This window comes from Serratia sp. CY43202 (assembly GCF_052168755.1).
Taxonomy (GTDB): Bacteria; Pseudomonadota; Gammaproteobacteria; order Enterobacterales; family Enterobacteriaceae; genus Serratia; species Serratia bockelmannii.
In genome coordinates this window covers 1-14,299 of record NZ_JBJNMB010000012.1, presented here as the reverse complement: position 1 = coordinate 14,299, position 14,299 = coordinate 1, and the positions used below count along the sequence as shown (strand labels likewise).

Below are 14,299 nucleotides of genomic sequence, written 5' to 3'. Positions count from 1 at the left end.
ATGGTAGCGGAAAACCGCTACTCTGACGACGCTTTGGAGGGGAATGATGTCGCAGCCGCCCAAGGTCTTGCTGCTGTATGCCCATCCGGAATCCCATGACTCGGTGGCGAACCGGGTTTTGCTTCGACCGGCGCAGCAGTTGGAACATGTCACCGTGCACGATCTCTACGCGCACTACCCTGATTTTTTTATCGATATTCATCACGAACAACAGCTGCTGCGTGAGCATCAGGTCATCGTGTTTCAGCACCCTCTGTATACCTACAGCTGTCCGGCGCTGCTGAAGGAGTGGCTGGATCGCGTGCTGTCGCGCGGCTTCGCCAGCGGGGTGGGCGGCAATGCGCTGGCGGGCAAATACTGGCGCTCGGTGATCACCACCGGTGAGCCGGAAGGCGCCTACCGCACCGGCGGTTATAACCACTATCCGATGGAAGATATCCTGCGGCCGTTCGAGCTGACCGCCGGGATGTGCCATATGCACTGGCTGACGCCGTTCGTGGTCTATTGGGCGCGGCGGCAGAAGCCGGAGGTGTTGCGCAGCCATGCAGACGCCTACGGCGAGTGGCTGAGCCACCCGCTGCCGCACGGAGGGCGGTGACCATGGAAGGATCGACCTTACTGACCGCCATTTTGCTGTTCCTGTTTGCCGCGGTGGTGACGGTGCCGATCGCCCGTCGCCTGGGGATCGGCGCGGTGCTGGGCTATCTGATCGCCGGCATTGCCATCGGCCCTTGGGGATTGGGCTTCATCCGCGACGTTGACGAGATCCTGCACTTCTCCGAGCTGGGCGTGGTGTTCCTGATGTTCATCATCGGTCTGGAGCTGAACCCCAGCAAGCTGTGGGAACTGAGGCGCTCGATTTTCGGCGCCGGCGCCGGCCAGGTGTTGCTCACCGCGGCGGTGCTGGGCGCGTTGCTGTACCTGACGCACTTCGCCTGGCAGGCGGCGGTGATCGGCGGTATCGGCCTGGCGATGTCTTCCACCGCCATGGCGCTGCAGCTGATGCGCGAAAAGGGCATGAACCGCAACGAAGGGGGGCAGCTCGGTTTCTCGGTGCTGCTGTTCCAGGATATGGCGGTGATCCCGGCGTTGGCGTTGATCCCCATTCTGGCCGGCGCCGGCGGCACCAGCGACGACTGGGCGAAGATCGCGCTCAAGGTCGCGGCGTTCGGCGGCATGCTGATCGGCGGACGCTTTCTGCTGCGGCCGCTGTTCCGCTATATCGCCGCCTCCGGCGTGCGCGAGATTTTCACCGCCGCGGCGCTGTTGTTGGTACTCGGCTCGGCGCTGTTTATGGAGGCGCTCGGCCTGTCGATGGCGCTCGGCACCTTCATCGCCGGGGTGCTGTTGGCGGAGAGCGAATATCGCCACGAACTGGAGATCTCCATCGAGCCGTTTAAAGGGCTGCTGCTGGGGCTGTTCTTTATCTCGGTGGGCATGGTGTTGAATATCGGCGTGCTCTACACCCACCTGGCCGAGGTGTTGATCGGCGTACTGGCGCTGGTGGCGGTCAAATCCGGCGTGCTCTATGGCGTGTCGCGTCTGTTCGGCCTGCGTAGCTCGGTGCGGCTGCAGTTTGCCGGGGTGCTCAGCCAGGGCGGTGAGTTTGCCTTCGTGCTGTTTTCGGCGGCGGGGGCGCAAAAGGTGCTGCAGCCGGATCAACTCTCTTTGCTGCTGGTGGTGGTGACGCTGTCGATGATGACCACGCCGCTGCTGATGCAGGCCATCGACCGCATTTTGGCGCGCCGCTATAACGCTAAAGGCGAAGACGAGGAAACGCCGTACGTAGAGGATGACGATCCGCAGGTGATCATCGTCGGCTTCGGGCGTTTCGGCCAGGTGATCGGCCGCCTGTTGATGGCCAACAAAATGCGCATTACCGTACTGGAGCGCGACGTCAGCGCCGTCGGCGTGCTGCGGCGTTACGGTTACCAGGTTTATTACGGCGACGCCACCGAGCTGGAACTGCTGCGCGCGGCGGGCGCCGAAAAGGCCAAGTCGATCGTGATCACCTGCAATGAGCCGGAAGACACCATGGAGATCGTGCGGCTGTGCCAACAGCACTTCCCGAACCTGAGCATTCTGGCGCGTGCGCGCGGCCGCGTGGAGGCACATGAGCTGCTGCAGGCGGGCGTGAAACAGTTCAGCCGCGAGACCTTCTCCAGCGCGCTGGAACTGGGGCGCAAGGCGCTGATGGAGCTGGGCATGCACCCGCATCAGGCTTTCCGCGCCCAGCAGCATTTCCGCCGCCTGGATATGCGCATGCTGCGTGAGCTGATGCCGCCGCATCAGGGCGACGTGGCGCAAATTTCCCGCGTGAAAGAGGCGCGGCGCGAGCTGGAAGAGCTGTTCCATCGCGAAATGCAAAAAGAAAGTCGCCAGTTCGACGGCTGGGACGAATACGAATAAGCGGGAGCATAACGATGTCTGCAACACGTAAGAGATTTATCGCCGGGGCGGTGTGCCCGAGCTGTAGCGCTATGGATACGTTGGCGGTATGGCGGGAGGATCAGGTGGAAGTGGTGGAGTGCGTCAAGTGCGGACACCATCAGCGCCAGACCGAACAACAGGTGGAAAAACACGTTCGCCCGCAAGAGCAGGTGATCGGCATTTTCCAGCCGAAGTAGCGTTTTTTTATCCCGGAGGGTACAGCGAGGCAGATTTCCGTTACAATCTGTCCGGAAAAGGCGCGCATCCCGATAACGGTGCGCGTCCTAGTAGCCAACGGTAGGAGATATCATGAAAGTAGCAAAAGACTTGGTGGTCAGCCTGGCTTACCAAGTACGTACAGAAGACGGTGTTTTGGTTGATGAGTCTCCGGTGAGCGCACCGCTGGACTATCTGCACGGGCATGGTTCTCTGATCGCAGGTCTGGAAAAAGCACTCGAAGGCCACGACGTTGGCGATCGTTTTGACGTTCACGTCGGCGCGAACGACGCGTACGGCAACTACGACGAAAACCTGGTGCAGCGCGTACCGAAAGACGTCTTCATGGGCGTTGACGAACTGCAGGTCGGCATGCGTTTTCTGGCTGACACCGATCAGGGCCCGGTACCGGTTGAAATCACCGAAGTTGACGGTGACCACGTCGTGGTTGACGGCAACCACATGCTGGCCGGCCAAAACCTGAACTTCAACGTGGAAGTTGTCGCGATCCGCGAAGCGACCGCAGAAGAGCTGGCGCACGGTCACGTACACGGCGAGCACGACCATCACCACGAGCACGGTGAAGGTTGCTGCGGCGGTCACGGCCACAGCCACGATCACGACCATGGTCACGACCACGGTAAAGGCGGTTGCGGTAACGGTGGTTGCGGCTGCCACTAAGCAGAACGCAATCCCGAGACAAGAGGGCGGCCATTGGCTGCCCTTTTTTATGCGCGGCGCACCAGGCGCCGAACGGCACAACAGGACATGCCATGGCCACCATGAAAGACGTTGCGCGCCGCGCCGGCGTTTCCACGGCCACCGTCAGCCGGGTGATCAATAATTCCGCCTACGTTGAACCGGTGACCCGCGAACGCGTCGAGAAAGCGATGCGCGAGTTCAATTACCACCGCAACGCCGCCGCGCTGGCACTGGCGAAAAGAAGCGGCAATATGCTGGGGTTGCTGACCGGCAACCTCGACGATCCGTTTTTCTCGCGCCTGGCGCGGGGCGTGGAAGACATCACGCGGCAGGCTGGCGTGCGTTTGATGTTGTGCAGCGGCGGGCATCAGGCCGAACTGGAAAAAAGCGGCCTCGACTTTCTCATCAATCAGGGATGCGAAGCCATTGTGGCGCACGTCACGCGCATGGGAGAAGAGGAGCTGCTGCGCTACGCCGCCCACACGCCCGCGCTGGTGCTGGTCAATCGCTACCTGCCGGCCATCGCCAATCGTTGTATTTGGCTCGACAATGCCAAGGCGGCACAGGCGGCGACCGAGCTACTCATTCGCCAGGGGCATCGGAGAATCGCCTGCGTGACGGCGGATTTGCCGATCGACGACCGCGCACAGCGGTTAGCGGGTTACCGCAAGGCCATGGCCGCCGCTGGTATTGAGGTGCCCGGAGCCTGGATCATCAGCGTGCCCTTCAACGAGAAAGGGGGCGAGTTGGCGGCCGAGCGCGTGCTGGCCAGCGACCCACGCTTCACCGCCGCAGTGACGTTCAACGACGTGATGGCCGCCGGCATGATGCGCACCTGCCATCAACGGCACATTCAGTTGCCCGATGCGCTGTCGATCGTTGGCTTTGACGACATTGCCCTGGCGAAATATCTCCACCCTTCGCTGACCACTGTGCATTACCCCATCGAGAAAATGGCCCGACGCGCCGCGCGCCTCGCGCTGCAGATCCACAGCGGCAGCGACGTCGCGCCGCAGAACAACCGCTTTTCGGCCGAGCTTATCCTGCGAGACTCTGTCACCGACGGCGAGCCGCATGAGCAAAGCAAGCGCGGCGAATGAGAGGCAAGTCACACAACGTGAGCGCATGAAACCGATTACATGGCCGGTTGCCTGCGCTCACATCCTCCGATTATCGAAGCCATTACGCTGTTGCAGTACCCCATCTTCAACAGGAGCCGTATATGGATAATAAGAAAACGCTCAACCTTGGGTTGGCGACGCTGCCGATTGTGGCCATGCTGTTGCTGCTCATCATCGGCTATGGCCAGTTTGGCCTGCGCATTGAACCGCTTCTGCTGGTTTCCGCCGCCATCACCGCCGCGCTGGCCTGGTGGCAAGGTTACCGCTGGGACGACATCATCGAGGCCATCGTGGCCAAGCTGGCGAAGGCCATGCCGGTGATCATGATCCTGATCTGCGTAGGTGGCCTGATCGGCACCTGGATGATCAGCGGTACAATCCCTTACATGGTGTATTGGGGGCTGAAGCTGATCAGTCCGCAATATATTCTGATTGCCGCGTTCTTCATCACCAGCGTGATCTCGGTGTGCACCGGCACCTCGTGGGGGGCAGCCGGCACCGTGGGCGTGGCGCTGATGGGCGTGGCCGCCGGTTTAGACGTGCCGCTGGCCGCCGCGGCTGGGGCGGTGGTGTCCGGCGCCTACTTCGGCGACAAAATTTCGCCGTTGTCCGATTCGACGAACTTCGCGGCTATCGTTGCGGATACCGATCTCTACAGCCATATCCAGCATCTGATGTACACGACGTTGCCGAGCTTCATCCTGGCCGCCGTGGTGTACCTGATCGCCGGCCACACCGGCGCGGTGGGCAGCGTGGCAACGCCGGAAAAAGTGACCGAAATCGTCAGCGCGCTTGAGGGGCTGTACCATTTCAACCTGCTGTTGATCCTGCCACCGGTGCTGGTGCTGTGGGGCGCAGTGACCAAACGGCCGGTGATCCCTGTCATGCTGGCCGCCTGCGCGCTGGCGATCGCCATCGGCGTCGCGCTGCAGGGTTTTAGCCTGCAACAGGGGCTGAATGCGTTGATGGACGGCTTCAATCTGTCGATGTTCGCCAGCCAGGGCCATAACGTCGAAGGGATCGTCGCCGATGTGCCGCGCCTGCTGAACCGCGGCGGCATGTTCTCGATGATGAGTACGATCCTGCTGGTGTTCTGCGCCTTTTCCTTCGCCGGCGCCCTGACGCTGACCGGCGCCCTGACGGTGATCATCAGCCGGCTGCTGCACGTGGTGCACACCACCGGCCAACTGATCGCCGCCACCGTTGCCACCACGATCCTGGTGACCGGCGCGACCAGCGACGGCAAGCTGGCGCTGCTGATCCCAGCGGAGCTGTTCAAAGGGGCCTATCGGCGCATGGGGCTGGACAACAAAAACCTGTCGCGCACCGTCGAGGATGCGGGCACCGTTATCGAGCCGCTGATCCCGTGGACGGCCGCCGGTATTTACATGGCGACCACGCTGGGGGTCAGCACGCTCGATCTGCTGCCGTGGGCGATCCAATGTTATGCCGCGGTGGTGTTCGCCCTGATTTATGGGTTCACCGGCTTCGGTATCGCCAAACTTCAACCTCAGAACGATTTGCAGCGTAAGGAAGCCTGACATGACGAGTCATTTCAACGCCATCATCGATCGCCACAACACCAGCTCCGTGAAGTGGGACTTCATCGACCGCTATCTGCAACTGGATGGCAGCGAACTGTTGCCGATGTGGGTGTCCGATTTCGATTTTCCATGTCCGCCAGAGGTGCAACAGGCGCTGCATCAGCGGGTGGACCACGGGGTCTTTGGCTACAGCGAACGTGACGACGCCTACTATCAGGCGGCGATCGACTGGTTCGCCAAACGGCACGACTTGCCGCTGCGGCGTGAGTGGTTTACGTCGATTGAGGGGGTGGTGCCCGGATTGGCGATGCTGATCCAACTGCTCAGCAAGCCGGGGGACGGTGTGGTGGTGCAGGGGCCGTATTATGGCTCGTTCGCCAAGATAGTCACCATGAATGGCAGAGAGGTGCTTGAGAATCCTCTGTTGAAAACTCCGCAGGGATATCGGATCGATTTCGACCAGTTGGCTGCCTGTCTGGCACAGCGTAAACCGCCGCTGTTGTTGCTGTGCAATCCGCACAATCCGACAGGCCGTTGCTGGCGCCGCGATGAACTGGAGCGGCTCATGGCGCTTTGCCATACCCACGACGTTACGGTGATCTCCGATGAGATCTGGGCCGATCTGCTGCTGCCCGGCGAGACGTTTACGTCGGTGTTGCATCTGGACAAGAAATATCGCGAGCGAGCGATTGCGGCGACGTCCGCCAGCAAAACGTTCGGCCTTTCCTCGCTGCGCATTTCGAATTTCCTGATCCCCAACGCTCGGCTTCGGCAGGCGTTTGTCGATCGGCTGAATGCCCACGGGCTGGATGTGTTCAACGCGCTATCGATGACGGCGGCGACCGCGGCCTATCAACGGGGTGCTGTCTGGCTTGATGAGCTGCTCAGCTACCTGGCGGAGAATCGGCGTTGGTTTGAACGGGCGCTGGCGGCCGCCGCGCCCTGGTGCACGATGACCCAGGCAGAAGGGACCTATCTCGCCTGGCTGGATTGCCGTGCACTGGGTTTGAGCGATGCTGACTTACAGCAGGCGCTGGTGGCGGTGGCAAAGCTGGCTCCGTCGATGGGCAGCGGTTTCGGCCCGCAGGGGAGCGGTTTTATCCGCATCAACCTGGGGTGCCCGCGCCGGTATCTCGAGCGTGCCGTCGATGGGTTGGCACGCCTGAAATAACCGCGCAACGGACCCTCAATAGTGCGGCGGAGGGGTTTCTTCCGATTGCGAGGCGATCATTGAGGTTTGGGTCGAGCGCAGCTTGTCGGTCAACATGCGCAGGTGTTCGCGCATCTTCAGCATTTCCATTTGATGCTGGGTAACGGTCTGGTTGAGCTCTTCGATGGTGAGCTCTTGGAAAGCCTGACGGCTCTCCAGTTCTTCAAGCCGCTGTAGCAGGCGTTGAATGTCGGCGTTGTGCATGAGGCTACCTCTGACGCGATAAAATCCTGATTCGGCGCTATGGTAACAGCTGGCGCCGGGTTTGCTCGCGCTATTTCTTCAGACGGCGCGCAACGTTGCGATCGGCAGTGTAAAGTGCTGAAAAGTTGCGCGCCCGATACGCTGTTTTTTGCTAACCTCGCCGAATATTCTGCAAGAAAAATCTGATTTATCATGCGAGTAGCACTCAGGGGGAAACTTCTCGGCAAAGTGGGAGTCACACTTTGACTCGATTGGTTACCTGTGCGACTGTTTTGTTTTGTTTCAGGCAGCTATAGTAGCCCGGTTATCTTACCTAATGATTGTTTGGGGCATTGCTTCAGACACTGGAGAAATGGATGAAATCTTTGTTTAAAGTCACGCTTCTGGCAACCACCATGGCTTTTGCTCTGAATGCGACCCAGGTCATGGCAGCCGATGCCGCCAAACCGGCAGAAGCCGCTAAACCAGCGGACGCGGCAGCAGCGCCAAGCACCGGCAAGTTCAAAAACGACGACGAGCAAGCGGCCTACGCACTGGGCGCCTCTCTCGGCCGTTACATGGACAACTCTCTGAAAGAGCAAGAGAAGCTGGGCATCAAACTGGACAAAGATCAGCTGATCGCCGGCGTTCAGGACGCGTTCGCCAACAAGAGCAAGCTGAACGATGCCGACATCGAGAAGACCCTGCAGGGCTTCGAAGCGCGCGTGAAGGCTTCCGCTCAGGCGAAGATGGAGCAGGACGCCAAGGACAACGAAACCAAAGGCGCCAAGTATCGCGACAGCTTCGCTAAAGAAAAAGGCGTGAAGAAAACCGAATCCGGCCTGCTGTATCAGGTAGAGAAACCGGGCGCGGGTGAAGCGCCGAAAGACAGCGACACCGTGGTGGTGAACTACAAAGGCACCCTGACCGACGGCACCGAGTTTGATAACTCCTATACCCGCGGCGAGCCGCTGTCGTTCCGTCTGGACGGCGTGATCCCTGGCTGGACCGAAGGTCTGAAGCACATCAAGAAAGGCGGCAAAATCAAGCTGGTGATCCCGCCGGCCTTGGCCTACGGCAAAACCGGCGTTCCGGGCATCCCGGCTAACTCCACGCTGGTCTTCGACGTTGAGCTGCTGGACGTGAAAGCGGCGCCGAAAGCCGACGCTAAAGCCGAAAAACCGGCTGACGCGAAAGCCGATACCAAAGCGAAATAATCTCGTCGCTTTGTTTGCCACCGCCGCGGATGCCCTCCGCGGCGGTTTTCATTTTGGCCGCCGCCACCTCTCTCGCCATTGAACGCTTGACGCCTGCCGGGCATCGGGCTTAACGTCAATACCACGCGCAAACGCAAGGACTTTGCTCCGGCCGCTTTGCTAGACTAATAATTCTGACTTATCAGTCATGCGTCTGCCCCTTAGGGCGTGTACCTAAAATTGTTCCCGGCCGCCTCGCCCGCGGATGTCATCGTGCCGTTTTATGCGGCTCTCAGCCAGCCGCGCGGCGGCATGCCGACGACGGCAGCGATCCGGTCCGAGCGGTTTTAGCTGCGCCCCCTGGCACAGGCGATCTATGAGGGTGGTATCTTCGATGTCGAATTCGCTTTTATCCAGCGAAGCCAGCGAACTTGATTTGCTGAATGAACGTCCGTTTACTCAAACGGATCATGAAATCCTGAAATCCTATGAAGCGGTGGTCGACGGGCTGGCGATGTTGATCGGCGGCCACTGTGAGATCGTATTGCACGCGCTGGAAGACCTGAACAGCTCGGCGGTGCGCATCGCCAACGGGGAACACACCGGGCGCAAAATCGGCTCGCCGATCACCGACCTGGCGCTGCGCATGTTGCACGACATGGCCGGCGACGACAGCAGCGTGTCGAAAGCCTACTTTACCCGCGCCAAGAGCGGCGTGTTGATGAAATCGGTGACCATTGCCATTCGCAATCGCGAGCAGCGGGTGATCGGCTTGCTGTGCATCAACATGAACCTCGACGTGCCGTTCTCGCAGATCATGCAGACTTTTATGCCGCCGGCCACGCAGGACGTGCCGTCGTCGGTGAATTTCGCCTCTTCCGTCGACGATCTGGTGGCGCAGACGCTGGAGTTCACCATCGAAGAGGTGAACGCCGACCGCTCGGTGTCCAATAACGCCAAGAATCGCCAGGTGGTGCTCAACCTCTATGAGAAAGGCATCTTCGATATCAAGGATGCGATCAATCAGGTGGCGGATCGCCTGAATATCTCCAAACACACCGTGTATCTGTACATCCGCCAGTTCAAGAGCGGCGATCTGTTGGGAAGCGACCGTTGATGCTCGATTATTGTCTGTTGGTCACCGGCCCGGCTTACGGCACTCAGCAGGCCAGCAGCGCCTATCAGTTCGCTCAGGCTTTGCTGGCGAAAGGGCACCGGCTTTCCAGCGTTTTTTTCTACCGTGAAGGGGTGTTGAACGCCAACCAGCTGACCGCGCCGGCCAGCGACGAGTTCGACCTGGTGCGCGGCTGGACGCAGCTGGCGCAGCAACACGGCGTGGCGCTCAACGTCTGCGTTGCTGCCGCGCTGCGCCGTGGCGTCACCGACGAGCAGGAGGCGGCGCAACAGGGGCTGGCAAGCGCCAACCTGCAGCCCGGCTTTACCCTGAGCGGGCTGGGTTCCCTGGCCGAAGCGTCGCTGAGTTGCGACCGTCTGGTGCAGTTCTGAGGATATGATGAAACGAGTCGCTTTTGTTTTCACCCACGGGCCGCACGGCGGTGCCGGCGGCAGGGAAGGGCTGGATGCGCTGCTTGCCACATCGGCGCTCAGTGAGGATTTGGGGGTGTTTTTTGTCGGCGATGGCGTATTGCAGCTGTTGCCGGGCCAGCAACCGGAAAAAATCTTGGCGCGCAATTACATCGCCACCTTCGGCGTGCTGCCGTTGTATGACGTGGAGCGCTGCTATCTATGCCAGGCTTCGCTGCAGGAGCGTGGGCTGAGTCAGGTGACCGATTGGGTGCTGGATGCCGAGGTGCTGGCGCCGGATGAATTGCGCCGCCAATTGGCCGGTTACGACGCCGTGATGACGTTTTAGGATCTTCTGATGCTGTATACCCTGAGCCATTCGCCAAACCAATGTGACTTACCTGCGCTGCTGCGCCTGGCGGCGGAGGGCGACGCGCTGTTGCTGCTACAGGACGGCGTGCTTGCAGGCCTTGCCGGCAGCGCTCATCTTGAATTGCTGCTCGCCGCCCCCATATCCCTTTATGCGCTGCAGGATGACCTGGAAGCCCGGGGATTGGTTGGTCATTTTTCGCACAAAATCACTGTCATCGGCTATAATCACTTCGTTGAATTAACCGAACAACACTGCAGCCAAATGGCCTGGTGATGAGAGTGATGTTGTATATTTCTTGACACCCATACTGGTCAGCCCTAAAATTCTGCGTCCTCGTACTCTGCCAATAGTGCATACGAGGGGATTTATCACATGTTTACGAAGCTAGTACGAAGCAAAAACCAGGAGCTTTTTTAATGGCAACAATTAACCAGCTGGTTCGCAAACCACGCTCTGTGAAGGCTGCTAAAAGCAACGTTCCAGCGCTGGAAGCCTGCCCGCAGAAACGTGGCGTATGCACCCGCGTATATACCACTACCCCGAAAAAACCAAACTCCGCACTGCGTAAAGTTTGCCGTGTGCGTTTGACTAACGGTTTCGAAGTGACTTCCTACATCGGTGGCGAAGGCCACAACCTGCAGGAACACTCCGTAATCCTGATCCGTGGCGGTCGTGTAAAAGACCTGCCAGGTGTGCGTTACCACACCGTCCGTGGTGCACTTGACTGCTCCGGTGTTAAAGACCGTAAGCAAGCTCGTTCCAAGTACGGCGTGAAGAAGCCAAAGGCTTAATGGTTCTCCGTTAAGTAAGGCCAAACGTTTTAACTTTAATGTCAAAATAAACTCGTAGAGTTTTGGACAATCCTGAATTAACAACGGAGTATTTCCATGCCACGTCGTCGCGTAATCGGCCAACGTAAAATCCTGCCAGATCCTAAGTTCGGATCTGAGCTGCTGGCCAAATTTGTAAATATCCTGATGGTAGACGGTAAAAAATCTACTGCAGAAGCAATCGTCTATACCGCGCTGGAGACCCTGGCTCAGCGTTCTGGTAAAGATCACCTGGAAGCTTTCGAAGTCGCTCTCGACAACGTTCGCCCGACTGTAGAAGTTAAGTCGCGTCGCGTTGGCGGTTCTACTTATCAGGTACCAGTTGAAGTCCGCCCGGTTCGTCGTAATGCTCTGGCAATGCGTTGGATCGTTGATGCTGCACGTAAACGCGGTGATAAATCCATGGCTCTGCGCCTGGCGAACGAGCTGTCTGACGCAGCAGAGAACAAAGGTTCTGCTGTTAAGAAGCGTGAAGACGTTCACCGTATGGCCGAAGCCAACAAGGCGTTCGCCCACTACCGCTGGTAATCACCTGGCTGTAGTCATGCTAACCAAGCGGGCGCGTCAAATCGGCCCGCTTGGGTTAACTGAACTTGAACGCCCTAGGAATAGAGGAATCAAATGGCTCGTACAACACCCATTGCACGCTACCGTAACATCGGTATCAGTGCTCACATCGACGCCGGTAAAACCACCACTACCGAACGTATTCTGTTCTACACCGGTGTAAACCACAAAATCGGTGAAGTTCATGACGGCGCTGCCACCATGGACTGGATGGAACAGGAGCAGGAGCGTGGTATTACCATCACTTCTGCAGCGACTACTGCTTTCTGGTCTGGTATGGCCAAGCAGTTCGAACCGCATCGCGTAAACATCATCGACACCCCAGGGCACGTTGACTTCACCATCGAAGTAGAACGTTCCATGCGTGTGCTGGATGGCGCGGTAATGGTTTACTGTGCTGTTGGTGGTGTTCAGCCACAGTCTGAAACCGTATGGCGTCAGGCTAACAAATACAAAGTGCCACGTATCGCGTTCGTTAACAAAATGGACCGTATGGGCGCTAACTTCCTGAAAGTTGTTGGCCAGATCAAATCTCGTCTGGGCGCTAACCCTGTTCCTCTGCAGCTGGCTATCGGCGCAGAAGACAAATTCACCGGCGTTATCGACCTGGTGAAAATGAAGGCGATCAACTGGAACGAAGAAGACGCAGGCGTAACCTTCGAATACGAAGACGTCCCGGCTGACATGATGGATCTGGCTGAAGAATGGCGCCAGAACCTGATCGAGTCCGCTGCGGAAGCTTCCGAAGAGCTGATGGAAAAATACCTGGGCGGCGAAGAGCTGACCGAGGAAGAAATCAAAGCAGCTCTGCGTCAGCGCGTACTGAACAACGAAATCATCCTGGTTACCTGTGGTTCTGCGTTCAAGAACAAGGGCGTGCAGGCGATGCTGGATGCGGTAATCGAATACCTGCCGGCACCAACTGACGTTCCTGCGATCAACGGTATCCTGGACGACGGTAAAGACACTCCGGCTGAGCGTCACGCAAGTGATGACGAGCCGTTCTCTGCGCTGGCGTTCAAAATCGCTACCGACCCGTTCGTAGGTAACTTGACCTTCTTCCGCGTGTACTCCGGCGTTGTTAACTCCGGCGACACCGTGCTGAACTCCGTTAAGTCTGCGCGCGAGCGTTTTGGCCGTATCGTTCAGATGCACGCCAACAAGCGTGAAGAGATCAAAGAAGTTCGCGCAGGCGACATCGCCGCTGCGATCGGTCTGAAAGACGTGACCACCGGGGACACCCTGTGTGATCCAGACTCTCCAATCATCCTGGAGCGTATGGAATTCCCTGAGCCGGTAATCTCTATCGCCGTTGAACCGAAAACCAAAGCTGACCAAGAAAAAATGGGTCTGGCTCTGGGCCGTCTGGCTAAAGAAGACCCGTCGTTCCGCGTATGGACTGACGAAGAGTCTAACCAGACCATCATCGCCGGTATGGGTGAACTGCACCTCGACATCATCGTTGACCGCATGAAGCGTGAATTCAACGTTGAAGCTAACGTGGGCAAACCTCAGGTAGCTTACCGCGAAGCGATTCGCGCGAAGATTACCGACGTTGAAGGTAAGCACGCCAAGCAGTCTGGTGGTCGCGGTCAGTACGGTCACGTTGTGATCGACATGTACCCACTGGAGCCGGGCTCTAACCCGAAAGGTTACGAGTTCGTCAACGACATCAAAGGTGGTGTAATTCCTGGCGAATACATCCCTGCCGTTGATAAAGGCATCCAGGAGCAGCTGAAGTCTGGTCCGTTGGCTGGTTACCCGGTAGTAGACATGGGTATTCGTCTGCACTTCGGTTCTTACCACGACGTTGACTCCTCTGAACTGGCGTTTAAACTGGCCGCGTCTATCGCCTTTAAAGAAGGCTTTAAGAAAGCGAAACCAGTTCTGCTTGAGCCTATCATGAAGGTTGAAGTTGAGACTCCAGAAGAGAACACCGGTGACGTTATCGGTGACTTGAGCCGTCGTCGCGGCATGCTGCGCGGTCAGGAATCTGAAGTGACTGGCGTTAAGATCCACGCTGAAGTACCGTTGTCCGAAATGTTCGGCTACGCAACTCAGCTGCGTTCTCTGACTAAAGGTCGCGCATCATACACCATGGAATTCCTGAAGTATGATGATGCACCGAACAACGTCGCTCAGGCCGTAATCGAAGCCCGTGGCAAATAAGCCGCAGGGTTAAAACCAAAGTCCCGTGCTCTCTCCAGAAGGGGAGAGCGCTATAGTAAGGAATATAGCCGTGTCTAAAGAAAAATTTGAACGTACAAAACCGCACGTTAACGTTGGTACTATCGGCCACGTTGACCACGGTAAAACTACCCTGACTGCAGCGATCACCACCGTTCTGGCTAAAACCTACGGCGGTTCTGCACGTGCTTTCGACCAGATCGATAACGCGCCAGA

General features: G+C 58.3%; 17 protein-coding genes. 16 read left to right on the top strand and 1 reads right to left on the bottom strand.

The window, feature by feature from the left end:
- Positions 1-46: 46 nt before the first annotated feature.
- The 7 genes from kefG to ACJ8J5_RS22295 all read left to right on the top strand — a co-directional run bounded on the left by kefG (position 47) and on the right by ACJ8J5_RS22295 (position 7,184).
- Complete coding sequence (gene kefG / locus ACJ8J5_RS22325) at positions 47-598, top strand: glutathione-regulated potassium-efflux system ancillary protein KefG (RefSeq protein ID WP_025159909.1); 552 nt, start codon at positions 47-49, stop codon at positions 596-598.
- Positions 599-600: 2 nt separating this feature from the next.
- A complete protein-coding gene (kefB, locus tag ACJ8J5_RS22320; RefSeq protein WP_049294935.1) occupies positions 601-2,409 on the top strand; it encodes a glutathione-regulated potassium-efflux system protein KefB in 1,809 nt (602 codons plus the stop codon).
- Positions 2,410-2,423: 14 nt separating this feature from the next.
- Positions 2,424-2,627 (top strand): YheV family putative zinc ribbon protein, encoded by a 204-nt coding sequence (locus ACJ8J5_RS22315; RefSeq protein WP_015379274.1) that lies wholly within the window; start codon positions 2,424-2,426, stop codon positions 2,625-2,627.
- Positions 2,628-2,739: 112 nt separating this feature from the next.
- Positions 2,740-3,327, top strand: a complete 588-nt coding sequence (gene slyD, locus ACJ8J5_RS22310; RefSeq protein ID WP_004930407.1) for a peptidylprolyl isomerase — start codon at positions 2,740-2,742, stop codon at positions 3,325-3,327.
- Between the two features lie 92 nt (positions 3,328-3,419).
- A complete protein-coding gene (locus tag ACJ8J5_RS22305; RefSeq protein WP_197811524.1) occupies positions 3,420-4,448 on the top strand; it encodes a LacI family DNA-binding transcriptional regulator in 1,029 nt (342 codons plus the stop codon).
- A gap of 122 nt (positions 4,449-4,570) precedes the next feature.
- Positions 4,571-6,010 (top strand): Na+/H+ antiporter NhaC, encoded by a 1,440-nt coding sequence (gene nhaC, locus ACJ8J5_RS22300; protein ID WP_049206071.1) that lies wholly within the window; start codon positions 4,571-4,573, stop codon positions 6,008-6,010.
- Position 6,011: 1 nt separating this feature from the next.
- Entirely contained in the window at positions 6,012-7,184 is a 1,173-nt protein-coding gene (locus ACJ8J5_RS22295) for a MalY/PatB family protein (RefSeq protein WP_025304504.1), read from the top strand.
- A gap of 15 nt (positions 7,185-7,199) precedes the next feature.
- Here the strand turns inward: ACJ8J5_RS22295 and ACJ8J5_RS22290 are convergent, their stop codons facing one another.
- A complete protein-coding gene (locus ACJ8J5_RS22290; protein WP_025304503.1) occupies positions 7,200-7,427 on the bottom strand; it encodes a SlyX family protein in 228 nt (75 codons plus the stop codon).
- Positions 7,428-7,783: 356 nt separating this feature from the next.
- On the opposite strand from ACJ8J5_RS22290, the gene fkpA reads away from it, so the two are divergent.
- From fkpA to ACJ8J5_RS22245, 9 genes are all read left to right on the top strand, one after another.
- Positions 7,784-8,623 carry an FKBP-type peptidyl-prolyl cis-trans isomerase gene (gene fkpA / locus ACJ8J5_RS22285; RefSeq protein WP_025304502.1) on the top strand — a complete coding sequence of 280 codons (840 nt, stop codon included), beginning with the start codon at positions 7,784-7,786 and terminating at the stop codon, positions 8,621-8,623.
- Between the two features lie 373 nt (positions 8,624-8,996).
- The gene (locus ACJ8J5_RS22280) at positions 8,997-9,719 is read left to right on the top strand and encodes a helix-turn-helix transcriptional regulator (protein WP_004930418.1); all 723 of its coding nucleotides are present in this window, start codon (positions 8,997-8,999) and stop codon (positions 9,717-9,719) included.
- Positions 9,719-10,108 (top strand): sulfurtransferase complex subunit TusD, encoded by a 390-nt coding sequence (gene tusD, locus ACJ8J5_RS22275; protein ID WP_033636259.1) that lies wholly within the window; start codon positions 9,719-9,721, stop codon positions 10,106-10,108. Before ACJ8J5_RS22280 ends, tusD begins: the two co-directional genes overlap by 1 nt.
- A 7-nt stretch (positions 10,109-10,115) precedes the next feature.
- Positions 10,116-10,475 (top strand): sulfurtransferase complex subunit TusC, encoded by a 360-nt coding sequence (tusC, locus tag ACJ8J5_RS22270; protein WP_025304500.1) that lies wholly within the window; start codon positions 10,116-10,118, stop codon positions 10,473-10,475.
- Positions 10,476-10,484: 9 nt separating this feature from the next.
- Positions 10,485-10,772: a sulfurtransferase complex subunit TusB gene (gene tusB, locus ACJ8J5_RS22265; RefSeq protein ID WP_414105002.1), complete on the top strand. Its 288-nt coding sequence runs from the start codon at positions 10,485-10,487 to the stop codon at positions 10,770-10,772.
- A 143-nt stretch (positions 10,773-10,915) separates the two neighbouring features.
- Positions 10,916-11,290, top strand: coding sequence for a 30S ribosomal protein S12 (rpsL, locus tag ACJ8J5_RS22260; protein ID WP_004930426.1), 375 nt, complete (start codon positions 10,916-10,918; stop codon positions 11,288-11,290).
- A 96-nt stretch (positions 11,291-11,386) separates the two neighbouring features.
- Positions 11,387-11,857: a 30S ribosomal protein S7 gene (rpsG, locus tag ACJ8J5_RS22255; RefSeq protein ID WP_004956203.1), complete on the top strand. Its 471-nt coding sequence runs from the start codon at positions 11,387-11,389 to the stop codon at positions 11,855-11,857.
- Positions 11,858-11,950: 93 nt separating this feature from the next.
- Positions 11,951-14,065, top strand: a complete 2,115-nt coding sequence (gene fusA, locus ACJ8J5_RS22250) for an elongation factor G (protein WP_025304497.1) — start codon at positions 11,951-11,953, stop codon at positions 14,063-14,065.
- 70 nt (positions 14,066-14,135) lie between these two features.
- Positions 14,136-14,299, top strand: a 164-nt coding sequence (locus ACJ8J5_RS22245; protein ID WP_023158627.1) for a GTP-binding protein, incomplete at its 3' end; no start/stop codon positions are given.

Bases quoted from the DNA above. Each gene is read 5' to 3' on its own strand.
- kefG (WP_025159909.1), top strand. From the start codon at position 47: ATGTCGCAGCCGCCCAAGGTCTTGCTGCTGTATGCCCATCCGGAATCC.
- kefB (WP_049294935.1), top strand. From the start codon at position 601: ATGGAAGGATCGACCTTACTGACCGCCATTTTGCTGTTCCTGTTTGCC.
- ACJ8J5_RS22315 (WP_015379274.1), top strand. From the start codon at position 2,424: ATGTCTGCAACACGTAAGAGATTTATCGCCGGGGCGGTGTGCCCGAGC.
- slyD (WP_004930407.1), top strand. From the start codon at position 2,740: ATGAAAGTAGCAAAAGACTTGGTGGTCAGCCTGGCTTACCAAGTACGT.
- ACJ8J5_RS22305 (WP_197811524.1), top strand. From the start codon at position 3,420: ATGGCCACCATGAAAGACGTTGCGCGCCGCGCCGGCGTTTCCACGGCC.
- nhaC (WP_049206071.1), top strand. From the start codon at position 4,571: ATGGATAATAAGAAAACGCTCAACCTTGGGTTGGCGACGCTGCCGATT.
- ACJ8J5_RS22295 (WP_025304504.1), top strand. From the start codon at position 6,012: ATGACGAGTCATTTCAACGCCATCATCGATCGCCACAACACCAGCTCC.
- ACJ8J5_RS22290 (WP_025304503.1), bottom strand. From the start codon at position 7,427: ATGCACAACGCCGACATTCAACGCCTGCTACAGCGGCTTGAAGAACTG.
- fkpA (WP_025304502.1), top strand. From the start codon at position 7,784: ATGAAATCTTTGTTTAAAGTCACGCTTCTGGCAACCACCATGGCTTTT.
- ACJ8J5_RS22280 (WP_004930418.1), top strand. From the start codon at position 8,997: ATGTCGAATTCGCTTTTATCCAGCGAAGCCAGCGAACTTGATTTGCTG.
- tusD (WP_033636259.1), top strand. From the start codon at position 9,719: ATGCTCGATTATTGTCTGTTGGTCACCGGCCCGGCTTACGGCACTCAG.
- tusC (WP_025304500.1), top strand. From the start codon at position 10,116: ATGAAACGAGTCGCTTTTGTTTTCACCCACGGGCCGCACGGCGGTGCC.
- tusB (WP_414105002.1), top strand. From the start codon at position 10,485: ATGCTGTATACCCTGAGCCATTCGCCAAACCAATGTGACTTACCTGCG.
- rpsL (WP_004930426.1), top strand. From the start codon at position 10,916: ATGGCAACAATTAACCAGCTGGTTCGCAAACCACGCTCTGTGAAGGCT.
- rpsG (WP_004956203.1), top strand. From the start codon at position 11,387: ATGCCACGTCGTCGCGTAATCGGCCAACGTAAAATCCTGCCAGATCCT.
- fusA (WP_025304497.1), top strand. From the start codon at position 11,951: ATGGCTCGTACAACACCCATTGCACGCTACCGTAACATCGGTATCAGT.